General features: G+C 29.9%; 35 protein-coding genes. 30 read left to right on the top strand and 5 right to left on the bottom strand.

The genetic code is table 11. The features are described from left to right. Positions 1-13: 13 nt before the first annotated feature. Genes CAMP18497_RS01340 through CAMP18497_RS01330 form a run of 3 tightly spaced genes read left to right on the top strand, consistent with a single transcriptional unit; the run spans position 14 to position 1,484 of the window. Positions 14-436, top strand: a complete 423-nt coding sequence (locus CAMP18497_RS01340; protein ID WP_087699344.1) for a hypothetical protein — start codon at positions 14-16, stop codon at positions 434-436. Beyond that, the gene (gene fliN, locus CAMP18497_RS01335; RefSeq protein ID WP_039617302.1) at positions 433-729 is read left to right on the top strand and encodes a flagellar motor switch protein FliN; all 297 of its coding nucleotides are present in this window, start codon (positions 433-435) and stop codon (positions 727-729) included. Before CAMP18497_RS01340 ends, fliN begins: the two co-directional genes overlap by 4 nt. Then, complete coding sequence (locus tag CAMP18497_RS01330; RefSeq protein ID WP_337212198.1) at positions 726-1,484, top strand: hypothetical protein; 759 nt, start codon at positions 726-728, stop codon at positions 1,482-1,484. The genes fliN and CAMP18497_RS01330 overlap by 4 nt, the downstream gene beginning before the upstream one ends. Here CAMP18497_RS01330 and CAMP18497_RS01325 read toward each other — a convergent pair. The 5 genes from CAMP18497_RS01325 to plsY all read right to left on the bottom strand — a co-directional run bounded on the left by CAMP18497_RS01325 (position 1,481) and on the right by plsY (position 5,004). Next, positions 1,481-2,977, bottom strand: coding sequence for a Ppx/GppA phosphatase family protein (locus CAMP18497_RS01325; protein WP_337212196.1), 1,497 nt, complete (start codon positions 2,975-2,977; stop codon positions 1,481-1,483). The two genes, CAMP18497_RS01330 and CAMP18497_RS01325, sit on opposite strands and share 4 nt — an antisense overlap. Beyond that, positions 2,977-3,222 (bottom strand): YfhL family 4Fe-4S dicluster ferredoxin, encoded by a 246-nt coding sequence (locus CAMP18497_RS01320; protein ID WP_012660922.1) that lies wholly within the window; start codon positions 3,220-3,222, stop codon positions 2,977-2,979. The genes CAMP18497_RS01325 and CAMP18497_RS01320 overlap by 1 nt, the downstream gene beginning before the upstream one ends. 116 nt (positions 3,223-3,338) lie before the next feature. Next, positions 3,339-4,013, bottom strand: coding sequence for a homeostatic response regulator transcription factor HsrA (hsrA, locus tag CAMP18497_RS01315; protein ID WP_039617309.1), 675 nt, complete (start codon positions 4,011-4,013; stop codon positions 3,339-3,341). A gap of 77 nt (positions 4,014-4,090) precedes the next feature. Beyond that, entirely contained in the window at positions 4,091-4,408 is a 318-nt protein-coding gene (locus CAMP18497_RS01310) for a dihydroneopterin aldolase (RefSeq protein ID WP_047207913.1), read from the bottom strand. Continuing rightward, positions 4,393-5,004 carry a glycerol-3-phosphate 1-O-acyltransferase PlsY gene (plsY, locus tag CAMP18497_RS01305; protein ID WP_337212195.1) on the bottom strand — a complete coding sequence of 204 codons (612 nt, stop codon included), beginning with the start codon at positions 5,002-5,004 and terminating at the stop codon, positions 4,393-4,395. The genes CAMP18497_RS01310 and plsY overlap by 16 nt, the downstream gene beginning before the upstream one ends. A 198-nt stretch (positions 5,005-5,202) precedes the next feature. On the opposite strand from plsY, the gene CAMP18497_RS01300 reads away from it, so the two are divergent. The 27 genes from CAMP18497_RS01300 to CAMP18497_RS01170 all read left to right on the top strand — a co-directional run bounded on the left by CAMP18497_RS01300 (position 5,203) and on the right by CAMP18497_RS01170 (position 25,419). Further along, positions 5,203-6,237: a cytochrome-c peroxidase gene (locus CAMP18497_RS01300; protein ID WP_337212194.1), complete on the top strand. Its 1,035-nt coding sequence runs from the start codon at positions 5,203-5,205 to the stop codon at positions 6,235-6,237. A 151-nt stretch (positions 6,238-6,388) separates the two neighbouring features. Beyond that, positions 6,389-6,697 (top strand): 50S ribosomal protein L21, encoded by a 309-nt coding sequence (gene rplU, locus CAMP18497_RS01295; protein WP_039617324.1) that lies wholly within the window; start codon positions 6,389-6,391, stop codon positions 6,695-6,697. A 10-nt stretch (positions 6,698-6,707) separates the two neighbouring features. Beyond that, on the top strand, positions 6,708-6,962 hold the full coding sequence (rpmA, locus tag CAMP18497_RS01290) for a 50S ribosomal protein L27 (RefSeq protein ID WP_002862355.1): 255 nt from the start codon (positions 6,708-6,710) through the stop codon (positions 6,960-6,962). 95 nt (positions 6,963-7,057) lie between these two features. After that, positions 7,058-8,101, top strand: a complete 1,044-nt coding sequence (gene obgE, locus CAMP18497_RS01285) for a GTPase ObgE (RefSeq protein ID WP_337212193.1) — start codon at positions 7,058-7,060, stop codon at positions 8,099-8,101. Then, positions 8,101-8,568, top strand: a complete 468-nt coding sequence (locus CAMP18497_RS01280; RefSeq protein ID WP_257941899.1) for a DUF6194 family protein — start codon at positions 8,101-8,103, stop codon at positions 8,566-8,568. Before obgE ends, CAMP18497_RS01280 begins: the two co-directional genes overlap by 1 nt. Beyond that, the gene (gene fmt, locus CAMP18497_RS01275; RefSeq protein ID WP_337212192.1) at positions 8,565-9,476 is read left to right on the top strand and encodes a methionyl-tRNA formyltransferase; all 912 of its coding nucleotides are present in this window, start codon (positions 8,565-8,567) and stop codon (positions 9,474-9,476) included. Before CAMP18497_RS01280 ends, fmt begins: the two co-directional genes overlap by 4 nt. Next, the gene (locus CAMP18497_RS01270; RefSeq protein WP_337212191.1) at positions 9,457-10,092 is read left to right on the top strand and encodes a biotin--[acetyl-CoA-carboxylase] ligase; all 636 of its coding nucleotides are present in this window, start codon (positions 9,457-9,459) and stop codon (positions 10,090-10,092) included. The genes fmt and CAMP18497_RS01270 overlap by 20 nt, the downstream gene beginning before the upstream one ends. Further along, positions 10,089-10,871 carry a ParA family protein gene (locus tag CAMP18497_RS01265; protein ID WP_012660935.1) on the top strand — a complete coding sequence of 261 codons (783 nt, stop codon included), beginning with the start codon at positions 10,089-10,091 and terminating at the stop codon, positions 10,869-10,871. The genes CAMP18497_RS01270 and CAMP18497_RS01265 overlap by 4 nt, the downstream gene beginning before the upstream one ends. A gap of 3 nt (positions 10,872-10,874) precedes the next feature. Then, positions 10,875-11,726, top strand: coding sequence for a ParB/RepB/Spo0J family partition protein (locus tag CAMP18497_RS01260; protein ID WP_039627805.1), 852 nt, complete (start codon positions 10,875-10,877; stop codon positions 11,724-11,726). Positions 11,727-11,789: 63 nt separating this feature from the next. Continuing rightward, positions 11,790-12,215 (top strand): FoF1 ATP synthase subunit B', encoded by a 426-nt coding sequence (locus CAMP18497_RS01255; protein ID WP_263724347.1) that lies wholly within the window; start codon positions 11,790-11,792, stop codon positions 12,213-12,215. 9 nt (positions 12,216-12,224) lie between these two features. Beyond that, the gene (locus tag CAMP18497_RS01250) at positions 12,225-12,737 is read left to right on the top strand and encodes a F0F1 ATP synthase subunit B (protein WP_263677858.1); all 513 of its coding nucleotides are present in this window, start codon (positions 12,225-12,227) and stop codon (positions 12,735-12,737) included. Beyond that, a complete protein-coding gene (locus CAMP18497_RS01245) occupies positions 12,737-13,258 on the top strand; it encodes a F0F1 ATP synthase subunit delta (protein WP_337212190.1) in 522 nt (173 codons plus the stop codon). Before CAMP18497_RS01250 ends, CAMP18497_RS01245 begins: the two co-directional genes overlap by 1 nt. A gap of 9 nt (positions 13,259-13,267) precedes the next feature. Then, the gene (gene atpA / locus CAMP18497_RS01240) at positions 13,268-14,773 is read left to right on the top strand and encodes a F0F1 ATP synthase subunit alpha (protein ID WP_039617356.1); all 1,506 of its coding nucleotides are present in this window, start codon (positions 13,268-13,270) and stop codon (positions 14,771-14,773) included. Between the two features lie 9 nt (positions 14,774-14,782). Then, positions 14,783-15,667 carry an ATP synthase F1 subunit gamma gene (atpG, locus tag CAMP18497_RS01235; protein WP_337212189.1) on the top strand — a complete coding sequence of 295 codons (885 nt, stop codon included), beginning with the start codon at positions 14,783-14,785 and terminating at the stop codon, positions 15,665-15,667. A gap of 14 nt (positions 15,668-15,681) precedes the next feature. Further along, positions 15,682-17,079 (top strand): F0F1 ATP synthase subunit beta, encoded by a 1,398-nt coding sequence (gene atpD / locus CAMP18497_RS01230; protein WP_263677861.1) that lies wholly within the window; start codon positions 15,682-15,684, stop codon positions 17,077-17,079. Between the two features lie 2 nt (positions 17,080-17,081). Next, a complete protein-coding gene (atpC, locus tag CAMP18497_RS01225; RefSeq protein ID WP_039625212.1) occupies positions 17,082-17,474 on the top strand; it encodes an ATP synthase F1 subunit epsilon in 393 nt (130 codons plus the stop codon). After that, positions 17,474-18,034 carry a MotA/TolQ/ExbB proton channel family protein gene (locus CAMP18497_RS01220; RefSeq protein WP_337212188.1) on the top strand — a complete coding sequence of 187 codons (561 nt, stop codon included), beginning with the start codon at positions 17,474-17,476 and terminating at the stop codon, positions 18,032-18,034. The genes atpC and CAMP18497_RS01220 overlap by 1 nt, the downstream gene beginning before the upstream one ends. A gap of 3 nt (positions 18,035-18,037) precedes the next feature. Then, the gene (locus tag CAMP18497_RS01215) at positions 18,038-18,424 is read left to right on the top strand and encodes an ExbD/TolR family protein (protein ID WP_263674844.1); all 387 of its coding nucleotides are present in this window, start codon (positions 18,038-18,040) and stop codon (positions 18,422-18,424) included. 3 nt (positions 18,425-18,427) lie between these two features. Further along, a complete protein-coding gene (locus tag CAMP18497_RS01210; RefSeq protein WP_337212187.1) occupies positions 18,428-19,207 on the top strand; it encodes a TonB C-terminal domain-containing protein in 780 nt (259 codons plus the stop codon). After that, positions 19,204-20,403, top strand: a complete 1,200-nt coding sequence (gene tolB / locus CAMP18497_RS01205; RefSeq protein WP_214135611.1) for a Tol-Pal system protein TolB — start codon at positions 19,204-19,206, stop codon at positions 20,401-20,403. Before CAMP18497_RS01210 ends, tolB begins: the two co-directional genes overlap by 4 nt. A gap of 68 nt (positions 20,404-20,471) precedes the next feature. Continuing rightward, positions 20,472-20,957, top strand: coding sequence for a peptidoglycan-associated lipoprotein Pal (pal, locus tag CAMP18497_RS01200; RefSeq protein WP_214135612.1), 486 nt, complete (start codon positions 20,472-20,474; stop codon positions 20,955-20,957). A gap of 10 nt (positions 20,958-20,967) precedes the next feature. Then, positions 20,968-21,957: a tetratricopeptide repeat protein gene (locus tag CAMP18497_RS01195; RefSeq protein WP_337212186.1), complete on the top strand. Its 990-nt coding sequence runs from the start codon at positions 20,968-20,970 to the stop codon at positions 21,955-21,957. Positions 21,958-21,971: 14 nt separating this feature from the next. Further along, positions 21,972-22,553: an FKBP-type peptidyl-prolyl cis-trans isomerase gene (locus tag CAMP18497_RS01190; RefSeq protein ID WP_214126061.1), complete on the top strand. Its 582-nt coding sequence runs from the start codon at positions 21,972-21,974 to the stop codon at positions 22,551-22,553. After that, positions 22,553-23,473: an ACP S-malonyltransferase gene (gene fabD, locus CAMP18497_RS01185; RefSeq protein WP_337212184.1), complete on the top strand. Its 921-nt coding sequence runs from the start codon at positions 22,553-22,555 to the stop codon at positions 23,471-23,473. Before CAMP18497_RS01190 ends, fabD begins: the two co-directional genes overlap by 1 nt. Further along, positions 23,470-24,156 carry a 5'-methylthioadenosine / S-adenosylhomocysteine nucleosidase / 6-amino-6-deoxyfutalosine hydrolase gene (locus CAMP18497_RS01180; RefSeq protein ID WP_039667933.1) on the top strand — a complete coding sequence of 229 codons (687 nt, stop codon included), beginning with the start codon at positions 23,470-23,472 and terminating at the stop codon, positions 24,154-24,156. The genes fabD and CAMP18497_RS01180 overlap by 4 nt, the downstream gene beginning before the upstream one ends. Further along, complete coding sequence (locus tag CAMP18497_RS01175) at positions 24,153-24,914, top strand: ATP-binding protein (protein ID WP_337212183.1); 762 nt, start codon at positions 24,153-24,155, stop codon at positions 24,912-24,914. The genes CAMP18497_RS01180 and CAMP18497_RS01175 overlap by 4 nt, the downstream gene beginning before the upstream one ends. After that, positions 24,907-25,419, top strand: coding sequence for a cysteine hydrolase family protein (locus tag CAMP18497_RS01170; protein WP_337212182.1), 513 nt, complete (start codon positions 24,907-24,909; stop codon positions 25,417-25,419). The genes CAMP18497_RS01175 and CAMP18497_RS01170 overlap by 8 nt, the downstream gene beginning before the upstream one ends. Position 25,420: the final 1 nt, after the last annotated feature.

The raw sequence follows: 25,420 nt of genomic DNA, 5'->3' as shown, positions 1-25,420 counted from the left end.
TAAGGAAAAAGCTATGACTAAAACACTTGAATATTCGATTTATCATTTTTGTGAACACATTTTAAAACTTAAAATTGCACCAACAAGTGTAATCAGAGGTGAGCTTTATGGAGCTTCTATACCTTTATATTTTAAAGATGAGGAATATAGTTTTTATTTATTTTTTCAAAAAAAAGCTTTAAATGAAATTGCGTTGTTTTTATTGCATGAAGAATTAAAAGAAGATGGTTTGGCAGATTTAGTAAAAGAAGTAGCTAATCAAATCATAGGTTATGCTAAAAAATTACTTAATGATACTAATGGAAAAGATGAATACCGTTTGGGAGTTCCTGAGTATTTAGGGCGTATTGATGGATTTTCAAAAATCAAGCTCAAAGAAAAATTTACCTATGAGATGAAAAATGCTCGTTTTAGAATAGGTTATAAAAAATTATGATAGAAGATCATTTAGGATTGTTGCAATCTTATGAAGATATTTTAGATATTAGTGTTGATTTTGTTAGTGAGCTTGGCACAACTAATATGAGCGTGAGAGATCTTTTAAAATTAGAAGTTGGTTCTGTGATAGATCTTGAAAAGCCAGCAGGTGAGAGTGTAGAGCTTTACTTAAATAAAAGAATTTTTGGTAAAGGTGAGGTAATGGTATATGAAAAAAACCTTGCCATAAGAATTAATGAGATTTTAGATTCAAAATCAGTATTGCAGTATTTTAAAAAAGAATTGCAATGAAATTTATTTGGATTTTACTACTTGCTTTGCCTCTTTTTGGGGTAAAAATTCTTGATTATAATATCTATCCAAGAGAAGATAGGGTGGATATTACTTTTTCATTTGATGTTCCTTATAAAGAAGGTATTAGCCAAAAGAGAAAAGATAATATTATCATTTTTACTTTAAATGCTCAAAGTGTTAAAGAAGAAGATAAGATAATAAATTCTAATATTATTAAAAAAATAAAAATTTTTTCAGAAGGCAAAAAAACTTTTATAGCCTTAAGTGCTGGCGATAAGATACAAATTAATGCAGATACAATTGGTGAGTATGGTTTAAGACTACGTGCGCAAAAAGAGGGTGTAAATTTAACTACAAAAAAAAGCTTAAATGAAAAACATGAGGAGATAAAAATGCAAGAGTATGATTTTACAAATTATATTTTAGTTGTAAGTGTTTTGATACTTTTGCTTGTTGGACTTTGGTTTTTAAAAATGTATTTAAGGCAAAAACATCCTTTAGATAGAAATTTTACTTTGATTTTTCAAAGACCGCTTGATAGACATAACCAACTTGTAGTTTTTGAGTATGGTTTGAAACGTTATACTATGATTATAGGAAATTCTAATGTGGTATTAGAAACGAGTGAAGCTTTGGCAAAAAATGAAGAGCAAAATAAAACACACCAAAAACCAAAAGAAAAAGACTTTGACTCTTATTTTGAAGAAAATAAACAAAGATTGCAAAATTTACTTTTAAAGCAAAATAATTAATTTTTTTGATTAAAAGCTAAAATAATAAGTTTTGGCTTTGAAATCTTTTTAATCTCTTCTTTTGAAAAATAAATTTGCTTTTTATCTGAGTAAATATACAAAGTGTGGTTTTTTAGTATAAAATCAAGATTTATATCAGTATCTTTTGCTAATTTTTTTGCTAATGCAAGAATGAAATTAAGCCAAGTTAATATATGATTGTTTGGTAATAGTTCTTTGATATGTTCAATGGCAAATGGATTGATTTTTTTACCATTGGCCTTTAAAAGGGTAGAGATAAGTAAAATTTCTTTATGTGAAAAGCCAAAATGCAAACCATTTAAAGCCATATAAGCACTATGCTCATTAGCAAAATAAAAATTAATCCTTTCGCCTATGTGGGCTAGTTTGGCAGCATTTAAAAGATCTTTTTTAAAGTTAATATCAACTTTATGAATAGGCAAAAGTGTATCAAATAATTTATTTGCAAAATACGTACTTTTATCGCTATAGTCTATATTAAAACGATCTTGTAAAGATTTTAAACTTGGATTAAAATTAGGTGGAAATTTAGCGTTAAATTTTGAAAAATCAGTGGTGTCATTTTTTATCTTGGCGTATTTTTGAAAAAGATTGGATAAAAACACACCCTCTCTTACGCCCACTGCTGAGGTGATGATGTTTTTAGCTTTTAGATTTTTTGCTAAGGCTAAAAAGATTACACAACCTTCTTTTATGGTATCAAAACGATCTTTTTTGATATTAAAATCAACTAAATTTTTAGCATTTTGAATTTTTTCTATGTGGTTTTTTTCTTTCTCAAAACTATAGCTAAAATTGTGAATCATTTTTAATGGATAAGAGTTTTTTTTCATTATAGAATTTGATAACGCTCTTAAACTTCCGCCTATAGCAATAATATTGTCATTTTGAAAGCGTTTTGGAACTTGCATTAGCGCTTCTTGTATAAACTGATCTAGAGCATTTAATCTTTTGGTGTCATAAAAAATTTCTTTTAATCTTACCGTGCCAAGATCAAGTGAAATACAATCTATAATTTTACCTTCTTTAATCAAACAAAGCTCAGTTGATCCGCCACCTATATCTATAGTGGTGGCATTTTGAATATTTGATAACAAATTTAGCGCAGCAAGACCGCCTAAAAATGATTCGGTTTTTCCATTAATACATTTTATATTTAAACCTACATTTTTTGCTATTCTAGTAATAAAGTCTTTTGCATTTGGTGCATCTCTTAATGCAGAAGTTCCAACAGTAATAATTTTTCTACATTTTTCTTTTAAAGCTTTTTCTTTAAAGTAAGCCAAAGCTTTCTCAGCCTTAAGCATAGCTTCTTCTTGGAGGATTTTGTTATTGTTGTAGGCATTTTCTCCAAGTCTTACTTTCTTTTTGTGTTCGCTACAAATGAAAAAACCATATCTTGAGGTTCTTTCAAAAACAACCATACGAACGGAATTAGAACCAAGGTCAATTACTGCTGTTTTTTTAGCCATTAAATATCTTTATTTTTATGTTTTAAGCGAAGCTCATCAATGCTTTCTACATTGTCAGGATCAGGTATGATACAATCTACCGGACAGGCTACTATACAGGCTGGCTCTGAAAATTCATTCACGCATTCAGTGCATAGATCAGGATCTATAACATAGATTGGATCATTATCATAAATAGCCTCATCTGGACATTCTTCCCTGCATGCATCACAGGATATACATTCTCTAGTGATTAAAAGTGACATACTTTTCCTTTTATGAGTAATAAAGCAAACTTATACTATATAAAAACTTATAGCTAATTTAAATGAAAGAAAAATTAAATTTAATTTTTAGAATGATTTAATCATTCTAAAAATTTTTAGTTAGTTTTTTTAGGAAAACAAAAGCGATATCCTCTGCGACGTACAGTTTCTATAGTAGAGATATTAAGTGGTTTATCCATTTTTTGTCTTATTTGATTGATTGCAACTTCTATAACATTTGGAGTTACAAGTTCAGGTTCTTCCCAAATAGCATCTAAAAGTTGTTCTTTTGATACGATTTGATCAGAATGTCTAGCAAGGTGAGTTAAAACCTCAAAAGGCTTTCCTTTTAACTCTATATCTTTTCCTTGATAAGTGATTTTTTCTTCATCAGGATCAATCACTAAATCATCAATTTTAATCACATTAGTTCCACCAAATCTAAGTCTAGCTTCAATTCTTGCCATTAAAATTTCAAAATCCAAAGGTTTTTTTATATAATCATCCGCTCCAGCTTTTAAAGCTTTAATTTCATTTTCTTTGTCTGCTTTTGAGCATATTGTAACTATAGCAGTTCTTGGAGATTTTTGTTTGATAGCATTGATCAAATCACTTGCGTCGTTATTGCCTATAGTCCAATTTGATAATACTAAATCATAGTGTCTAATACCTATAAAATACTCAGCGTCTTTAAAATTTTCTGAAGTATCACTTTGGTAACCAAATTCGTTTAAAGTGTTTGATAAGGTTTTGTTAAGTGATGCTTCATCTTCTACAACTAAAATACGCATTTTATTCCTTTGAAGATAGTTTTAGTGCAAAAGTATAACACAAATTAAGCAAATATTCAAAATTCTTTAAAAAATTTTTAATATTTTTTGCTTAAACTAGCTCCAACACGTGCATTTTTAATAATATCAGGTTTATAACAAGTAATATGTATAAATTGAAGTTTTTTGTGGTGCTTTTTGATATCTTTGCATATATATTTTAAAGATTTTTCTATGGTTTTAAATTTTTTCTTTTTATAGATTTTTTCTATTCTAGCGCATAATTTTGCATAATCTAAAAATTTTTTACTTTTAGCTTCTAGTTCTATTAAGACTTTTTGCTCTTGAATTCTTTCAAAATCCAAAAGTCCTATAATGCATTTAAATTCTAAGCTAACTTTTATATGACTTTGCATTCTTGTTTTCCGATTAATCTTAAAATATTTGGTATATGCTTATAAATAACTATAAAAGCGATAATAAATATCGGTGCATGGGTATTAATCACAGGCATATCATAATGAAATATAAAAGAAGTTATGATTAAAACGGCCAAGGCTCCAAGTGAAGCTAAACTTGAAATTTTAAATACCTTACCTATGATAAACCAAGCTAAAACCGCAGATATTATTTCAAAAGGTAAAAATACTGCCAAAACTCCAGCCCCAGTAGCTACCCCTTTACCACCTTCAAATTTTAAATAAGGAGAAAAACAATGGCCAAATACCGCTAAAACTGCCATAGTCCATAAGATATTTTCATCATAGCCTAAAATTTTTGCAACTAATATAGGTATAATCCCTTTAAGCGCATCTAAAACAATAGTCGCAATAGCAAGTGTTTTGGCAAGTTTAGGATCGCTTTCTTTTACTACTCTTAAAACATTAGTAGCACCTATGCTTTTACTACCTGCATTTTTGATATTTGTTTTGGCAAAAATTTGAGCTAGTAAAAGTCCAAATGGTATAGCACCTATAAGATAAGCTAAAAGATAGATTATTAAATTTTCCATTTACTTTTTATCCTGATTTTATAAAACTTTATAAAATGATAGCAAAAAACCCTGAAATAAATATTTAAGAGATAATTTATCCTATAATAATTTTTATTGTTAAATAGAATTTTTTATTTTGTTTAAAGAAAATTATAGATATATTTTCAATAAGTTTATTTTAAATAGGCTTTATTTTATCTTATTTAGGAGTGGATAATGAAAAAAATTTCATTATTAGTTGCATCATCATTATTAGTTGCATCAACTGCTTTTGCTAATGATAGAGCTTTGCTAGATGAAGCAAAAGCTGCAGGTTTAGCACCTTTGCCAAAGGATCAAGCAGGTGTTGAAAAACTATTAAAAGAAATGGGAGTTAAGGCTAGCAAATTCTCTAAAGAAAAAGCTAATCTTGGTAAAAAATTGTATTTTGAACCAAGACTTTCTAAAAGCGGTTTGATTTCTTGTAATACTTGTCACAACTTAGGTATGGGTGGTGCTGATGGTATAGCAGCTGCTGTAGGACACAAATGGACAGCTAATCCTCATCATTTAAATTCACCAACAGTTTATAACTCTGTTTTAAATTCAACTCAATTTTGGGATGGTAGAGCAGGTACTTTAGCAGATCAAGCAAAAGGGCCAATCGAAGCAGAACCTGAAATGGCAACTCCTGCTAAACTAGCAGTAGAAAAAATTTCTTCTATGCCAGAATATGTAAAAGAATTTAAAAAAATATATGGTAATGATGGGGTAGCTTTTGATAATATAGCAGATGCTATTGCTACATTTGAAAGAACACTTCTAACTCCATCTAAATTTGATAAATTCTTAGAAGGTGATACAAAAGCTTTAAGCAAAAAAGAAAAAGAAGGTTTAAAAACTTTCATCGATAAAGGCTGTACAGCTTGTCATACAGGAGTAAATTTAGGTGGTAGTATGCAGGCTTTCCAAGTAGCAGCTAAATATAAATTTGCAAATGTAGGAGATTTTAAAGGCGATGCAAATGGTTTAGTTAAAACTCCAACCTTAAGAAATATTGCCGAAACAGCTCCGTATTTCCACAATGGTGCTATTTGGTCTTTACAAGATGCAATTAAAGAAATGGGTAGTGTGCAACTTGGCATAGAAATTTCTGACAAAGAAGCAGCCTCTATAGAAACTTTCTTACATGCTTTAACAGGTAAAAAACCAAGCATTACTTATCCTCAACTTCCAAAAGCAACTGAAAAAACTCCAAAGCCAGAGCTTTAATTTAAATCTTAAGACGCTTTTTGCGTCTTAAGCTTACTTTATATAAAATCAAGATATAATTACCACTTTTAACCACTAAAGCTTTTTAAATTTATGTTTTATACATAATGCTTTATGGTGCTACCAAAATATTTTAAGAAAGGATAGCTGTATGTATGCTATTATAAAACACAGTGGAAAACAATACAGAGTAAGCCAAGGTGATGAGCTTAAACTAGATCGTTTTGAAGCTGAAGCAAAATCAAGCGTAGAAGTAAGTGAAGTTCTTGCTGTATGCGATAAAGAATTAAAGGTAGGTGCGCCGTTTGTTGCGGGTGCAAAAGTTGTTTTAGAAGTGATTGCTCATGGAAAAGACAAAAAAGTTGTGATTTATAAAAAAAGACGTAGAAAAGACTCAAAATTAAAACGCGGTTTTAGAAGACAATTTACTCGCGTTAGAGTAGTAGATATTAAAGCTTAAGGAGTAAAGAATGGCACACAAGAAAGGTCAAGGTTCAACTCAGAATAATCGTGATTCTATAGGTCGTCGTCTAGGTGTTAAAAAATTTGGTGGAGAATTTGTTCGCGCTGGTAACATCATCATTCGCCAAAGAGGAACAGCAACTCATGCAGGTAATAACGTAGGCATGGGAAAAGATCATACAATTTTTGCTTTAATTGATGGTTTTGTAAAATTTGAAAGAAAAGATAAAAATAGAAAAAAAGTTTCTGTTTATCCTGCATAATTTCAAGGCTACTTTGTAGCCTTTTTCTTCTTTTTAATCTTAATATATTAAAAAAAATATAATATCATTTTAAAAATTTATACTTTGGTGATTGTATGTTTATAGATAATGTAAAATTAGTTTTAAGTTCGGGTAATGGTGGTAAAGGTGCTGTAAGTTTTCGCCGTGAAAAACATGTTCCACTTGGTGGACCTGATGGTGGTGATGGCGGAAATGGTGGTGATGTGTATTTTATATGTGATAATAACACCCATACCTTAGCACACTTTAAAGGTAAAAAAGAGCTTAAAGCACAAAATGGCCAACCGGGTTTGGGTCGTAACAAAAATGGCAAAAGAGGGGAGAGTTTAGAGTTAATTGTCCCTCAAGGCACTCAAGTAATTGACGCACAAAGTGGAGAAGTTTTACTTGATATGTTAGTAGAAGGCCAAAAAGAACTCTTTTTAAAAGGTGGTAAAGGCGGTCTTGGTAATACTCACTTTAAAAACTCTACTAATCAGCGCCCAGATTATGCTCAACCAGGCGTAGCAGGAAAAACCTTAAGTGTGCGTTTGGAGTTAAAACTCATAGCAGATGTTGGGCTTGTAGGCTTTCCAAATGTAGGAAAATCCACTCTTATAAGCGTAGTGTCTAATGCAAGACCTGAAATAGCTAATTATGAATTTACTACTTTAACTCCAAAACTTGGTATGGTTGAAGTAGATGATTATAATTCTTTTGTAATGGCAGATATCCCAGGTATTATAGAAGGTGCAAGTGATGGTAGGGGTTTGGGGTTTGAGTTTTTAAGACATATAGAAAGAACTTCTTTTTTGCTTTTTGTACTTGATCCATTAAGAGATATGAGTTTAAAAGAGCAATTTTGCATTTTAAGAAAAGAATTAGAAAAATTTTCAAGCAAACTTTATGCAAGAAATTTTGGCTTAATGCTTTCAAAAAGTGACAGTGTAAATTTAGGTGAGGAATTTGCACAAAAAATAGAAGATGATTATAATGAATTAAAAGCTTATTTACAAAGTCAAAATAATCCACAAAGCTTTTTTGTTAAAGTATCAAGCCTTGAAAAAACTGGACTTAAAGAGCTTAAATTTATGCTTTTAGAAGAAGTTAAAAAAATTAGAAGTCAAAATAATCTTTGATGAGTGAAAATTTAACTATAGATTTTATCCAAGAATATATCAAATCTAATTTTAAAGGCTTGGTGTATAAATTTACCTATAAAGAGCATAGCTTTTTTTATAATCCCGATAAGGTTTTAAAAAACGGAGTTTATTTTTGCACTATTAAAGAAAATGATGGTATAAATGATAAAGCTTCGAATTTAAATAGAGAAGGTGTGTTTCGTCTAAGTTGCTCTCTTTGTGATCAAGATTACCAAAATCTTTTTGGTCAAAAACCTAAAAAAGCTTTAAAGGGTGAGATTGTTAGTTTAAATTATGATTTTTCTATGCTTGATCTTATCATGCCTCATCCAATTTATGCTTATATGGGATATATTTGTATTAACAATCCTTCAAGAAAAAATTTTGAAATTTTTAAAGATTATCTTGAGCTTTCATATCAAAAAGCTATAAAAACTTATCAAAAAAGGATAGTGGCATTATGAAAAATATCATTTTTATGGGAACTCCCTCTTATGCAACATGTATTTTAAAAGAGCTTGTTGATAAAGGGTTTAATATCCAAGCTTTATTTACCCAGCCTGATAAACCTATGGGAAGAAAACAAATTTTAACTCCAAGTGATACTAAAAAATTTGCTTTAGAAAATAATTTAAATATAGAAATTTTCACTCCAAAAAGCTTAAAAGATGAAAATATAATCAATGAAATAAAAAGCCTAAAACCTGATTTTATAGTTGTTGCTGCTTATGGGAAAATTTTACCAAAAGAAATTTTAGATATTGCTCCTTGTGTCAATTTACATGCTTCATTGCTTCCTAAATATCGTGGCGCTTCGCCTATACAAAGCGCTATTTTAAATGGGGATAAAATAAGCGGGGTTTGCACTATGCTTATGGAAGAAGGGCTTGATAGTGGTGCAATTTTAGAAAGTATAGAATGTGACATCGCAGGTAAAAATTCAGCTGAAGTTTTTATTATGCTTTCAAATTTAGCAGCTAAGCTTACTATTTCTACGCTTTTGAATTTTGAAAAAATTATCCCAAAAAAGCAAGATGAAAATTTAGTTATACATTGTAAAAAAATCAAAAAAGAAGATGGCTTGATTGCTTTAGATAATGCAAGTGAAATTTATCAAAAATTTCTAGCTTTTACACCTTGGCCTGGAATTTTTTTAGAAAATGGTATGAAATTTTTAGACATAGAGCTAATTGATAGTGAAAAAACTCAAAAACCAGGTGTGATTTTACAAATAGAGAAGGAAAGCTTTTTGCTTTCATGTAAAAAAGGTGTTTTGAGGATTAAAACTTTACAAGAAAGTGGAAAAAAAGTTTTAGATGCTAAGACTTATTTAAATGGAAAAAGGTTAAAACTTGGAGATAGTTTATTTTGATGAACTTGAATCAACTCAAGTTTATTTAAGTGATAAAATTCGCTGTGGAGAAATTACTAGCAATACAGCCATTTGTGCTTTTATCCAAAGTGCTGGTATAGGTAGTAGAGATAATACTTGGCAAAGTAAGCAAGGAAATTTACATGTATCTTTTTGTATAAAAACTCAAGAATTAGTGCAAGATCTTCCTTTGGCTTCTGCTAGTATATACTTTGCATTTTTAATGAAGGAAGTATTGCAAAGACAAAATTCAAAAGTATGGATTAAATGGCCTAATGATTTTTACATAGGAGATAAAAAAATAGGCGGATTGATGAGTTCTAAAATCAATGATTTTTTGGTTGTAGGAATGGGGATTAATCTTAAATATGCTCCATTTAATGCTGAAATTTTAGACATAGAAGTAGATATAGCAAAACTTTTAAATGAGTATTTTTCTTATGTAGATGAGAAAATTTTATGGAAGAATATTTTTAGCAAGTATATGCTAGAATTTGAAAAATCAAGAAATTTTTTTATACATAATGAAGGTAAGATTTTATCTTTAAAAGATGCTTTGTTGTATAAAGATGGTTCTATATTGTTAGATAATAAAAGGATATATAGTTTAAGATGAGTGAGATAATAACTATTGCAAATCAAAAAGGCGGAGTGGGTAAAACTACTACCGCTATTAATCTAGCGGCTTCTTTGGCAGTAGCTGAAAAAAAGGTTCTTTTGATAGATATTGATCCACAAGCTAATGCTACAACAGGACTTGGTTTTAATAGAAGTAATTATGAATATAATATTTATCATGTTTTTATAGGTAGGAAAAAACTTTCCGAGATTATTTTAAAAACTGAGCTTCCACAATTATACTTAGCTCCATCAAATATTTCTTTGGTTGGAATTGAGCAAGAAGTAGTAAAAGAAAGTGGAGAATATAGAACGATTTTAAGAGAAAAAATCAAAGAAATTGCCAAAGATTATGATTTTATTATCATTGACTCACCACCTGCGCTTGGAAGCATTACAGTGAATGCTTTTGCAGCAAGTGATAGTGTTATTATCCCTATACAATGTGAGTTTTATGCACTTGAGGGTGTTGCGATGGTTTTAAACACTATTAAATTTGTGAAAAAAACTATCAATCCAAAATTAAAAATAAAAGGTTTTTTACCAACCATGTATAGCTCACAAAATAATCTTTCAAAAGATACTGTGGAGGATTTAAAGCAAAATTTCAAACAAAAATTATTTAGAACAGGTGATAATGAAGATGATTTTATCATCATACCAAGAAATGTAAAACTTGCTGAAAGTCCAAGCTATGGAAAGCCTATTATACTTTATGATATAAAATCCCCAGGTTCGGTGGCATATCAAAATTTAGCACATTCTATATTAGGATAAAAAATGGCAAAAAAAAGTGCATTAGGAAGAGGTTTAAGTAGTATTTTGGCTGATATTGATGAGGTTTATGAAAAAGAATTAGGCTCTAATGAAGGCAGAATAGAAGAAATTGATATAGATTTAATTAGTCCAAACCCTTATCAGCCAAGAAAAAATTTTGACACCCAAGCCTTAGAAGAACTTGCAGGTTCTATTAAAGAATATGGTTTGATTCAACCTGTTGTGGTCTTTAAAAAAGATGAATTTGATTATATTTTAATAGCAGGTGAGAGAAGATTTAGAGCATGTAAGCTTTTAGAAAAAGAACAGATTAAAGCTGTAGTTTTAAATGTAGATGATATAAAATTACGTGAGCTTGCCTTAATAGAAAATATTCAAAGAGAAAATTTAAACCCTATAGAATTAGCACATTCTTATAAAGAATTACTAGAAATTCATGATATTACTCAAGAAAAATTAGCCGATCTTATCCATAAATCAAGACCTCAAATTGCTAATACTTTAAGACTTTTAAATTTAAATGAACAAACTCAAAATTTCATTATAGAGGGTAAAATTTCGCAAGGTCATGCAAAGGTTTTAGTGGGGCTTGAAAAAGAAGAAGAAAAAATGATAGTTGATACTATCATAGGACAAAAACTTAATGTAAGAGATACTGAAAAATTAATTAAAAATTTTAAAAATACAAATCAATTAGAAAAAAACACAATTTCAAATAAACAATATCAATCTATAATAAATTTAAAAGAAAAAATCGAATCTTTAGGCTTAAAAGTAAATGCAAAAGATTTAAAAATTACTATAAATTTTGAAAATGAAGATGAGGTTAGGGAATTTCTAAAGACATTAAATTAAATATGTTTTTAGGTATGTTTTGCTATAATTTCGCGTTTTATTTAGATTTATTTAGGAGTATTAATGTTTAATGATGTACACTTTTCCATCATGATAGCCACTGGTGTCATTTTTTTGCTTATGATAGCTATTTTAAATTCTATGCTCTATAAACCTTTGATTAAATTTATGGATTCTAGGGATTTAACTATAAAAAATGATGAAGAAAAAATGAAAAAAAATTCTGATGATGTTTCAAATGTAGAAAGTGAATTAGAAAAAATTCATATTCAAACAAGAGATGAAATTAATCAAATTAAGTCAAAAGCAATAGAAGAAGCTAAATTAAAACAAGAAAAAGAATTATCAACAAGAAAAAGAGAATTAGAAGATCAAATGCTTGTTTTTCTTAAAAGCCTAAGAGAAAAAGAAAAAGAGTTAAAAGAAGAAATGCGTTTAAAAATGCCAGAATTTAAACAAAGCTTTAAAGATAGCTTGAGTAAAATTTAAGGAAGATAAATGTTAAAAAAAATTACATTATTGTCGGTACTTCCTTTTTATGCTTTTGCAGCAGGTAATGGAAGTGGTGAATACGATATCATTCCAAGAGCGGTTAATTTTGTTTTATTTGCCGCTATTTTGTACTATTTTATTGCAACCCCTTTGAAAAATTTTTACAATGGTAGAATTGCAAAAATTGCTTCTAGAATGAATGAAATTCAAGAAAAGCTTATTGCGAGCAAAAATCATAAATTAGAAATGATGAAAAAACTAGACTTAGCTAAACAAGAAGCAATCAATGCAGTAGCTCTTGCAAAAAAAGAGGCGGAAATTATCACAGATAAAATAGAAGCTGAAACAAAAATGGAAATTAAGGCTTTAGAAAAAACTTATGAAGAACATAAAGAATACGAAATAAGAAGAATGGAAAAAGAAGTTGTGCAAGCGGTTTTAGAAGAGATTTTTGAAGATCAAAATTTACAACTTCAGCAAAAAGAAATTCTAAATATCATGATGAAAAAGGTGTCTTGATGGAAAGTGTGATTGCAAAAACCTATGCAAAGGCGATATTAGAAAGAAATGATTTTGAAGATTTTTATTCTAATTTATTAGAGTTAAGTTCAGCTTTTGCATCTAATAAATTTATAGATGTTTTAAATTCTTATGAGATAAAACAAGGAAAAAAACTAGAATTTATACTTTCTTTATTAGATAGTCCAAGTGATGCTTTTAAAAATTTTATAAATTTAATCGTAGATAATAAAAGGGAGATGTTGATCCCAGAAATCACTAAAGAATTGAGTGAGCAAAAAGCATTAAAAGAAAATACATTCTTAGGGCAAGTTTATTCAAAAGAACAATTAAGTGCAGAAGAAATTAAAAATTTAGAAGAAAAACTTAGTACTAAGTTTAATGCAAAAATTAGATTAGATAGTAAAATAAGTGATAATGACAGTGTGAAGATTAGCTTAGATGGTCTTGGTTATGAAATTTCATTTTCAATGCAAAGCTTAAAAGCTAAAATGAATGAATATATATTAAAAGCAATTTAAGGAGATTTGATGAAATTTAAAGCAGATGAAATTAGTTCTATTATAAAAGAAAGAATTGAAAAATTTGACTTTAATCTTGAAATAGAAGAAACAGGTAAAATTATTTCAGTTGCTGATGGTGTTGCTAAGGTTTATGGTCTTAAGAATGCCATGGCCGGAGAGATGGTTGAATTTGAAAATGGTGAAAAAGGAATGGTGCTTAACCTTGAAGAATCAAGCGTTGGTATTGTTATCTTAGGAAAAGGTCTTGGTCTTAAAGAAGGAAGTTCTGTAAAAAGACTAAAAAAACTTCTAAAAGTTCCGGTGGGCGATGCATTGATAGGACGTGTTGTAAATGCTTTGGGTGAGCCAATTGATGCTAAAGGCGTGATTGAGGCAAGTGAATATCGCTTTGTGGAAGAAAAAGCAAAAGGTATTATGGCTAGAAAAAGCGTTCATGAGCCACTACACACAGGTATTAAAGCAATTGATGCTTTAGTTCCAATTGGTAGAGGACAAAGAGAGTTAATTATCGGTGATAGACAAACAGGTAAAACAACTGTTGCAATCGATACTATCATTAGTCAAAAAGGTAAAGATGTTATTTGTATTTATGTTGCAATTGGTCAAAAACAAAGTACAGTAGCTCAAGTAGTTAAAAAACTTGAAGAATACGGTGCAATGGATTATAGTATAGTAGTAAATGCAGGTGCTTCTGATCCTGCTGCATTGCAATACCTTGCTCCATATACAGGTGTAACTATGGGTGAGTATTTTAGAGATAATTCAAGACATGCGTTGATTGTTTACGATGATTTAAGTAAACATGCTGTTGCGTATCGTGAGATGTCTTTGATCCTACGTCGTCCTCCAGGTCGTGAAGCTTATCCAGGGGATGTATTTTATTTACATTCAAGATTGCTTGAAAGAGCAAGTAAGTTAAGCGATGAGCTTGGCGCAGGAAGTTTGACTGCACTTCCTATTATTGAAACTCAAGCGGGCGATGTTTCAGCTTATATTCCAACTAATGTTATTTCAATTACTGATGGGCAAATTTTCTTGGAAACAGATTTATTTAACTCAGGTATTCGTCCTGCGATTAATGTTGGTCTATCTGTATCTCGTGTTGGTGGTGCTGCGCAAATTAAAGCAACAAAACAAGTTTCAGGTACATTAAGACTTGATTTAGCTCAATATAGAGAGTTGCAAGCTTTTGCACAATTTGCAAGTGATTTGGATGAAGCAAGTAGAAAACAGCTTGAGCGTGGGCAAAGAATGGTTGAAGTTCTAAAACAACCACCATATTCTCCGCTTTCAGCTGAAAATCAAGTAGTGATGATTTATGCAGGAACTAAAGGATATTTAGATGATATAGCAGTTTCGAAAATTGGAGAATTTGAAGCAGCTTTATATCCATTTATTGAAGCTAAATATCCAGAAATTTTTGAGCAAATTAGAACTAAGAAAGCTTTAGATAAAGATTTAGAAGAAAAATTAGCTAAAGCATTGAGTGAGTTTAAAGCAAACCATATATAAGGTTTTTAAATGTCTAATTTAAAAGAAATTAAAAGAAAAATAAAAAGTGTTCATAATACACAAAAGACAACTAATGCTATGAAGCTTGTCTCTACTGCCAAATTAAGAAAGGCAGAAGAGGCAGCTAAAAAATCAAAAGTTTTTGCTCAAAAAATTGATGAAGTTTTATCTGAAATTGCATTCAAGATTAATCAATATGAAGGACTTGATGATAAACTTCCGTTTTTTAGAAAAAAAGACAATATTGAGAAAATGGATATTATTTTCATTACCGCTGATAAAGGTTTATGCGGTGGTTTTAACATTAAAACCATTAAAGCAGTAAGTGAAATGCTTGAAGATTGTAAAGCAAAAAAAATCAAAGTAAGATTAAGAGCTATTGGTAAAACAGGTATAGAGTATTTTAATTTTCAAAATATTGAAATTTTAGAAAAATATTTAGATACAAGCTCTAGTCCTGACTATGAAAAAGCATGTGCTATTATACAAAGTGCAGTAGATGATTTTATAAATGAAGTAACCGATAAGGTTGTAATTGTACATAATGGCTATAAAAATATGATTTCTCAAGAAATTCGTATTAATGAATTATTGCCAGTGCAAGCTATTGCAAGTAAAGAAGAACAAGAATCACAGTCTTTAATGGACTTAGAGCCAGAAGATGAAGAAATCTTAAATGATTTATTAAAAACTTATTTTGAATATAATATGTATTTTTCTTTGGTTGATTCTTTGGCGGCTGAACATAGTGCAAGAATGCAGGCTATGGATAATGCAACCAATAATGCAAAAGCAAGAGTTAAACAGCTTAACTTAGCTTATAATAAAGCAAGACAAGAATCTATTACCACCGAATTGATAGAGATTATCAGCGGTGTTGAGTCAATGAAATAAATTTAGGAGTGATGATGCAAGGTTTTATTTCTCAAGTTTTAGGACCAGTGGTTGATGTTGAATTTAAAGAATATCTTCCACAAATTAATGAAGCTATTATTGTTAATTATGAATTAGAAGGAAAAGAATGTAAGCTAGTTCTTGAAGTAGCTGCACATTTAGGTGATAATAAAGTAAGAACTATTGCTATGGATATGACCGATGGTCTTGTTAGAGGTTTAACCGTAGAGGCAACTGGTAACCCAATCAGTGTTCCAGTGGGCGAAAAAGTTCTTGGAAGAATTTTTAATGTAACGGGTGATTTAATTGATGAGGGCGAAGAGATTAATTTTGATAAACATTGGTCAATTCACAGAGATCCTCCTCCATTTGAAGAGCAAAGCACAAAAAGCGAAATTTTTGAAACAGGTATTAAGGTGGTTGATTTGCTAGCTCCTTATGCTAAAGGTGGTAAAGTTGGTCTTTTTGGTGGTGCCGGTGTTGGTAAAACCGTTATTATTATGGAATTAATTCACAATGTTGCATTTAAACATAGTGGATATTCAGTTTTTGCAGGTGTTGGTGAAAGAACACGTGAGGGTAATGACCTTTATAATGAAATGAAGGAAAGTAACGTATTAGATAAAGTTGCACTGTGCTATGGTCAAATGAATGAACCACCAGGGGCAAGAAATCGTATTGCTTTAACAGGTCTTACTATGGCTGAGTATTTTAGAGATGAAATGGGACTTGATGTATTGATGTTTATTGATAATATCTTTAGATTTTCTCAATCAGGTTCAGAAATGTCAGCACTTTTAGGAAGAATTCCTTCAGCTGTTGGTTATCAACCAACTCTAGCTAGTGAAATGGGTAAATTTCAAGAAAGAATTACATCAACCAAAAAAGGCTCTATTACTTCAGTTCAAGCAGTTTATGTACCAGCAGATGACTTAACAGACCCTGCTCCTGCAACTGTTTTTGCGCACTTAGATGCAACTACGGTTTTAAATAGATCGATTGCTGAAAAAGGTATTTATCCAGCTGTTGATCCACTTGATTCTACTTCAAGAATGCTTGATCCGCAAATTATAGGTGAAGAGCATTATAAAGTAGCGCGTGGCGTACAATCAGTGCTTCAAAAATATAAAGATTTACAAGATATTATTGCTATTTTAGGTATGGATGAATTAAGTGAAGAAGATAAATTGATCGTTGAAAGAGCGAGAAAAATTGAAAAATTCCTATCTCAGCCATTCTTCGTTGCAGAAGTATTTACAGGAAGTCCTGGTAAATACATTAGTTTAGAAGATACGATAGCAGGCTTTAAAGGTATTTTAGAAGGAAAATACGACCATTTACCAGAAAATGCTTTCTATATGGTAGGTGGAATTGATGAAGTTATTGAAAAAGCAGAAAAACTTAAGGCTTAATAATGGATAATTTAATACATATAGAGGTGGTAACACCTCTTGGTATGATTTACAATGATAATGTAAAATCTATTGTTCTTCCTGGAAGTGAAGGTGAATTTGGTGTTTTAAAAGGACATGCATCTTTAATCTCTTCTTTAAAGGCAGGAATTATAGATATAGAAAAATCAGATTCAACTCATGAATTAGTTGCTATTGATTCAGGTCATGCAAAGGTGTCTGAAACTAAAGTAAGTGTTTTAGCAAAAGGTGCTGTATGGGTTGGTGGAAATAGCGATAGTGAAATAGCAAAAAGATTAGAAGAAGCAAAAGATTTGATTAAATCTATGAGTAGTGATAGCGTTGCTTTGGCTTCTACTTTTGCTAAGATGGATAATAATGTAAGGCAAAAATAGTGGATTTTCAAGCAATTTTTCATTTTTTTGAAAATACAAGCTTAATCACTTATATTGTATTAGCTTGGCTTTCAGTGTATTTTATACTTAGTTTTAGTATTTTATTTTCAAGATTAATGCTTATTAATAAATGGACTCAAAATGAAAGCCAAGCTTTAGAAGCTTTAATGAGAGGGGAAAAAGATTTAAGTCAAAGTGCGTCAATTTTAAAAAAATGTGTGGAAATTGATGAAACCAAAATGAATATTTATAAAAATTCTGTAGAAAAAAAAGCCACAATAGGATTAACGTGGCTTAGTATCATAGCTTCAACCTCTCCTTTTATAGGGCTTTTTGGTACAGTGATTTCTATACTTGAAACCTTTGGTGGTTTAGAAATGCAAAATTCTTTAAGCATTATTGCTCCTAAAATTAGTGAAGCTTTGGTGGCTACAGGTTGTGGGATTTTAGTGGCAATCCCTGCATATAGCTTTCATTTGATTATCAAACGCAAGGCTTATGAGTTGATTAATATCTTAGATAGCGAAATTAAGGTGCTGATAAGTTCTATAAAGGCTTAATTTATGTTTTTAGAAGAAAAACCCGAATTAAATATTACACCTTTAGTTGATATTATGCTTGTGTTGCTTGCTATTTTGATGGTAACTGCACCAAGTATTACATATGAGGAAAAAGTGCAACTTCCTCAAGGTTCACAAAAAACTTCAAGTGCGCCAAATATTAAAAGTTTAATTGTAACAATTAACGCAAAGAAAGAAATTTTTATAGGAAAAGATAAATTTAATTTTGTAAGTTTTGCAGACAATATGAATGCTTTAAAAGTTCAATATAATACTCAAGAGACAGTTTTCATAAGAGCAGATAAGAATCTAAAATATGATGATGTAATGAGTGTTTTAAGAACAATGAAACATTTAGGTTTCCAAAAAGTTGCTTTGCAAACTGAGTAGAAAATGGAAGAAAATTCTATACACAATTTTAAATCCTTTATTTATGCAATTTTAGTTTATTTTTTTGTTGTTTTCTTAGTTTTTTTTAAATTAATTGAATATAAACCAAAAGCTATTGAATATACTGACGATCTTAATAGTTTTATTAATATAGAATTTGGAGATAGTATAAATCAAAATCAAGTAAATATGATACAAGAATTGCAAAAAGAAAATTTGCAAAGCTTATTTGAAGAAAATCTTTTACAAAAATATACCACTAACAAAAGTGTCAATACGCAAAATATAGAACAGCAAGCAAGTGTTTTTAATGAGTTGTTTGGTAAAATAGAGGACTATCAAGAAGAAAAAACGACTAAAGTGCAATCTTCTATGCCTTCAAAGAAACCTACTTTTGCCCAAAGAGAAAAAATTAATGATTTTTCTAAGCAACTTAATGAAAATTTGCAAATTAATCAAGAATTAGGACAATCTGTTATAGAGCAAAAAGTAGGGGTTTATGATCAATTTTTAGGCGCTGTGAGAAAATACCTTGAAGATAGATGGAGAATTTACAATCCTAGCGGTAATTTAAGTATAGAGGTAGAATTTGTAATTGATAATAACGGCTATTTTTATTCACTAAGTGCTACTAGCGCACATAGTGATAATTTTGATAAAAAAGCAAAAGAATTTTTACAAAATTTAGAAGGAAAATACATAACTTTACCTCCAAATGGTAAAATAAGAAAAATCAAAATGCAACTTAGTGATATAATTGAGTTTAAAACGGAGAAACAATGAAAAAAATACTAGTATTTTTATTTTTTTGTTCAGTATTATTTGGACAAGATGCGACAATATCTGTTGTTAATAAAGGTATGCAATTGCCAAAAATTTATATTAAAGATCAGTCTAAATTGAATGATTTAGATCTTAAAAAAAGTTTTTACAATATGCTTGTTAATGATATAAAAGTAAGTTCAAATTTTGAGATAACTCAAGATGAAAAACAAGGTGATTATATTTTTTCTTATATATTAAATAAAAATGGCAAACTTTTAGATATCGATGTTGAAATTTTAGCTGCAAATGAAACTAAAACAAGATTTTATGAACAAATTCTATCTATTGAAGAGTATCCATTTTTGTCACATAGAAGTGTCGCTCAAATGAATAGAAAATTAGGTTTTGCACCGGTTGATTGGATGGATCATAAAATTTTAATAGCTAGAACCCAAGGTAATAAGCAAAGTGATATTTTATTAGCAGATTATACTTTAACTTATCAAAAAGTATTGATTTCAAAAGGTTTAAATTTGTTTCCTAAATGGGCAAATAAAGAGCAAAATGCATTTTATTTTACTGCTTATGAAGATGAGATTCCAACTCTTTATAAATATAACATGAAAAATAAAAACATAACAAAAATTATCGCTAGCAAAGGTATGATGGTTGCTTCTGATGTGAGTGATGATGGTAAAAAAATTTTACTTACCATGGCTCCAAAAGACCAACCTGATGTGTATTTGTATGATGTAGATTCAAAAAATCTGACACAAATTACAAACTACATGGGTATTGATGTAAATGGCAATTTTGTTGATGATGATAAAAAAATTGTATTTGTATCTGATCGTTTGGGTTACCCAAATATTTTTATGCAAAATTTAGATTCAAATTTAACAGAACAAGTTGTTTTTCATGGTAAAAACAATTCTTCGGTTTCTACTTATAAACACTATATGGTTTATTCTAGTAGAGAAGTAAATCAAAGCGGAGTTTTTAATCTTTATTTAATGTCTACTCAAAGTGATTATATAAGACAGCTTACTGCAAATGGCAAAAATCTTTTTCCAAGATTTTCTAGTGATGGAGAAAGTGTTGTGTTTATTAAGTACTTAGGCTCTCAAAGTGCTTTAGGTGTTATTCGAATTAATGCAAATAAAGCTTTTCATTATGGCTTAAAAGTGGGTAAAATTCAATCAATTGATTGGTAAAATATCAAAATAGCATTTTTTTTGTTATAATTAAATTATGATTTTTAAATAAACAAAAGGGGAAATCAATGAAAAAAATCATTTTTGCTTCAATTACTGCATTTGCTGTTATTGTAAGTGGTTGTGCTACAAAAAATACTAGTGTAAGTAGCTCAAGTAGTGTAGATGGCTCAAAAGGTAGCGGTGGTTCTGATAGATTTGAAAATCTTGAATCTTTAAATTCTGTAGCAAATGTATATTTTGACTTTGATAAATTTAATGTTAGAAAAGATATGCAAAAAGTTATTGCAAACAATGCTGAAATTTTCAACAAAGAAGCTGCTAATGCTGCAATCGTGGTTGAAGGAAACTGCGATGAGTGGGGAACTGATGAGTATAATCAAGCTTTAGGTTTAAAAAGAGCTAAAGCAGTAAAAGAATCTTTAGTAGCTCAAGGTGTTAGCGCAGATAGAATTAGCGTAAAAAGCTATGGAGAAACTAATCCTGTATGTACTGAAAGAACAAAAGCTTGCGATGCTCAAAATCGCCGTGCTGAATTTAAATTATCAAAATAAGTTTTAATAAATGAAATTAAAATTATTATCAGTAGCTCTTTTAGGAGCTACTTTTTTACACGCTGAAATTTCAGCATTTGATGCAGGAAAAGTAGATACAAAAACACCTTATGGTTTAACTCAAAATGAAAAATTACAATATGAAAATCAAGAACGCTTAAAAGCTTTAAATGAATATTATACAAATTTAACAAGTAAAATAAATACAGCCATAGAAAACATAGAAGGCTTGCAAAGTGTAACTGAAGGCTTAAATGCTCAGTATTCAAAAGCTAATACAAAATTGCTTTCATTGGAAGAAAACTATCAAAATTTTGATGCAAATATTACTCAAGAAATTCAAAATTTAAGAGCTTATGTTGAAGAGAATAGACAAATTCAAGAAAAAAATCATCAAGAGATTCAAAAAGTTTTAAGCGAAATTACAACTTTGATTAATAAAATTAACGATGATTATATCTCAAAAGAAGATATGAATAAAACTATAACTTTCTTTCAATCTGAAATAGCTAGAGTGCAAAATCAGACAAAAGCAACCCCTGTCGTTCCTATTGTAAGTGATGATAATAAAACCGAAGAAATCATTCAAGATGAAAATGAAACTCAAGAAGAAGTGATTGAAGTAAAAGATGATAGTTGGAAAAAATCACAATCTAGTGAAATTTTGAAAAAAGCAATTGATGAAACTAATAAAAATCAATTTGAAGATGCAAAAGAAAAATTTGAACATCTAATAAGTATTCACTATAAACCTGCTAGATCTACTTTTTGGCTTGGAGAGATAAGATATAAACAGCAAGATTACGCAGGTGCTTTGGGATTTTATAAGAAAAGCTCCGCTATAAGCACTAAGGGCGATTATGTGCCAAAATTGCTTTATCATACAGCTATTAGCTTAGATAAGGTTGGAGATCCAAAAAGTGCTAATAAATTTTATAAAGCTTTAAAGACAGCTTATCCTGATAGTCCTGAAGCAAAAGTTTCACCAGATAGAAAATAATAAAGGAGAGAAAAATGGCTATAGAAAAAAATAGTGTAGTTTCAATGTTTTATGAGTTAAAAGATGCAAATACTAATGAAGTTTTAGAATCAAATATTTATGCTGAACCTATTTCTTTTATTTTGGGTAAAGGTCAAATTTTAGAAGGATTAGAAGAAGAAATTCAAAAGCTTAATGCCCCATGTAATGCTGATATTGTGATAAAAAAAGAAAATGCTTTGGGTGAATATGATGCAAATGCTTTGCAAACTTTACCAAAAGAGCAGTTTGCGGGGATTGATTTACAAGTTGGTATGGAGCTTTTTGGCGAAGGTGAAGATGGCAATACAGTAAGAGTAATTGTTAGAGAAATTACTGAAAATGAAGTTACTATTGATTACAATCATGCTTATGCAGGAAAAGACTTGTTGTTTTCAATCAATATCGTAGATGTTAGAGCTGCAAGTGAAGATGAAATTTTAACAGGAATTATTGCAGGTAGTAGAAGTTGTGGATGTGGTGGTGGAGGACATCATCATGATCATCACGGACATGGCGGTGGCGGATGTTGTGGAGGCCATGGGCATGGTGGCGGTGGTTGCTGCGGTGGTCATTAATGAATAGTGTATTTATTTTCCCAGGTCAAGGCTCTCAGAGTGTTGGCATGGGTTTGAGTTTTTATGATAATTCTAAAAAAGCAAAAGAATTGTTAGATAATGCTAGTGATTTTTGTAAAATTGATTTTAAAAATTTGCTTTTTAAAGAAAATGAAAATTTAAACAAAAGCGAATTTACACAAATGGCCATAGTATTAAACTCGCTAATGGCCTATGAAGCTTTAAAAGAGCAAGTTAATATAGAAGCTAAGTATAGCTTGGGTCATTCATTAGGAGAATTTAGTGCTTTAGCAACTCAAGATGCATTTGACTTTTTAGATGTTATAGCGCTTGTTAATAAACGCGGTCAATTCATGCAAGAAGATTGTTCTAAAATCGAAGCTGGCATGATGGTGGTTTTAGGACTTGAAGATAAAGTGGTAGAAGAACTCTGTCAAAAGGCATTAAGTGAGAAAAAAAGTATTTTTGCTGCTAATTATAATTGTGATGGACAAATTGTAGTAGCAGGTTTAAAGCCTGATTTGGCTTCTTATGAGAGTGAGTTTAAAAATGCAGGAGCTAAAAGAGCTATGCTTTTAAATATGAGCGTTGCAAGCCATTGTCCATTATTAAAAAATGCATCTTTGAAACTTACAAAAGAATTAGAACCTATTTTAAAAGAGAGTTTTAAAGGCGTAGTGTCAAATGTTAATGCAAAAGTGTATAATGATAAAAATCAAGCTCTAACGCTTTTAAGTGAGCAACTCATCAAGCCTGTTCTTTATAAACAAAGCATTAAGGCAATAGATGAAGAAGTAGAATTTTATATAGAATTTGGTGCGAGCGTGTTAAAGGGCTTAAATAAAAAAATCACTCAAAAAGAAACTTATGCCTTAAGTAAAATAGAAGATATTGATGAAATTTTAAAGGTAATTAAATGAAAATAGCTATTTTGGGAGCTATGCCTGAAGAGGTCACTCCTTTACTAGAAACATTAAAAGAGTATCAAACAATAGAATATGCAAATAATACTTATTATCTTGCAAAATATAAAAATCATGAATTAATAATCGCTTATTCTAAGATAGGGAAAGTCAATTCCACTCTTAGTGCGACTATTATGATAGAAAAATTTAAAGCCGAGCTTTTGCTCTTTACAGGTGTAGCAGGTGCTTTTAATCCTAGTTTAGAAATAGGGGATTTAATCTATGCTACAAAATTAGCTCAATATGATTTAGATATCACAGCTTTTGGGCATCCACTTGGCTATGTTCCAGGTAATGAAATTTTTATAAAAACAGATGATAAGCTAAATAATCTTGCCATAGAAGTTGCTAAAGAGCTTGGTGTTAAATTACAATCAGGTATTATCGCTACAGGAGATGAGTTTATTTGCGATGAGAATAAAAAAGCAAAAATTAGAGAGATTTTCAATGCAGATGCTTGTGAAATGGAAGGAGCCAGTGTAGCTTTGGTGTGCGATGCTTTAAAAATTCCATGTTTGATTTTAAGATCAATGAGCGATAAAGCAGGCGAAAAGGCTGAATTTGACTTTGATGAGTTTGTAGAAAAATCTGCTAAAATTTCGGCTAATTTTGTCTTAAAAATTTGTGAGAAATTATGATAAATCTTAGCAAAAGACTCATCAGAGAAGTAGCTAAAGCAAACGCTAAATTTTCCCTAATAGGGGATAATGATAAGGTTTTATTGGGACTTAGTGGTGGGAAAGACTCTCTAGCTCTAGCTCATCTTTTAAAGCGTATGCAAGCACACGCGCCTTTTAAATTTGAACTTAAAGCAGTAACTTTAAGCTATGGTATGGGTGAAGATTATACCAAACTTCATAATCACTGCAAAGAACATAGTATTGACCATGAAGTGATTGATTCTAATATTTATGAAATTTCAGGTGATACGATTAGAAAAAATTCAAGCTTTTGTAGCTATTTTTCAAGAATGAGGCGTGGTGCTTTATATACTTATGCTTTGGAAAATGGTTTTAATAAATTAGCTATAGCTCATCATTTAGATGATGCAGTGGAAAGTTTTTTTATGAATTTTATTTATAATGGTGCTCTTAGAAGTTTAGCTCCAAAATATAAAAGTAAAAGAGGTGTAGAGGTTATTCGACCTTTGATTTTTGTAAGAGAAAGACAACTAAGAGAAAATGCTATTAATAATGAATTAGAAGTTATTGGCAATGAATTTTGTCCTGGTATGAAATTAAGTGAAAAAAATGTAAAATTTCCTCACGCTAGAGAAGAAGCTAAACAGCTTTTAGCAAATTTAGAAAAAGAAAATCCAAAATTATTTACAAGCTTAAAAACTGCATTTGAAAATATCCACACGGATAGTTTTTTCATGGTTAAGGATAATGACTAAACTTTTAGTTGTTGTTGATTATCAAAATGATTTTATCGATGGTAGCTTAGGTTTTGAAAAAGCTACCAAGATAAAAGAAAATATTCTTGCTCTTTTAAAAAATCATCAAGGTGATATTGTTTTTACTTTTGATACGCATGATGAGAATTATTTAAAAACTCAAGAAGGAAAAAAAATACCTATTTATCATTGCATTAAAGATACTTTGGGTTGGCAAATGCCAAGTGATTTTGATATGTATTTAAAAAATGCAAAAAAAATATTTTATAAGAATGCTTTTGGTAGCTTAGAATTGGCTAATTTTTTAAAACAAAATTATTATGAAAGTATAGAATTTTGTGGTTTGGTTTCACATATTTGTGTATTTAGTAATATTATTTTAGCTCAAAGCGCTAGTATCAACTCAAAAATTATATTGCATAAAAATGCAACAGCGAGTTTTAGTAAGTCTTTAGAAAATAGTGCTTATGAAATTTTGCAAGCTTATGGCGTAGAACTTTTATAAA

Origin of the sequence: Campylobacter sp. W0066.1, assembly GCF_024723635.1 — a bacterium.
Classification (GTDB): Bacteria; Campylobacterota; Campylobacteria; order Campylobacterales; family Campylobacteraceae; genus Campylobacter_D; species Campylobacter_D lari_C.
This window is presented reverse-complemented; position numbering and strand designations above follow the sequence as displayed.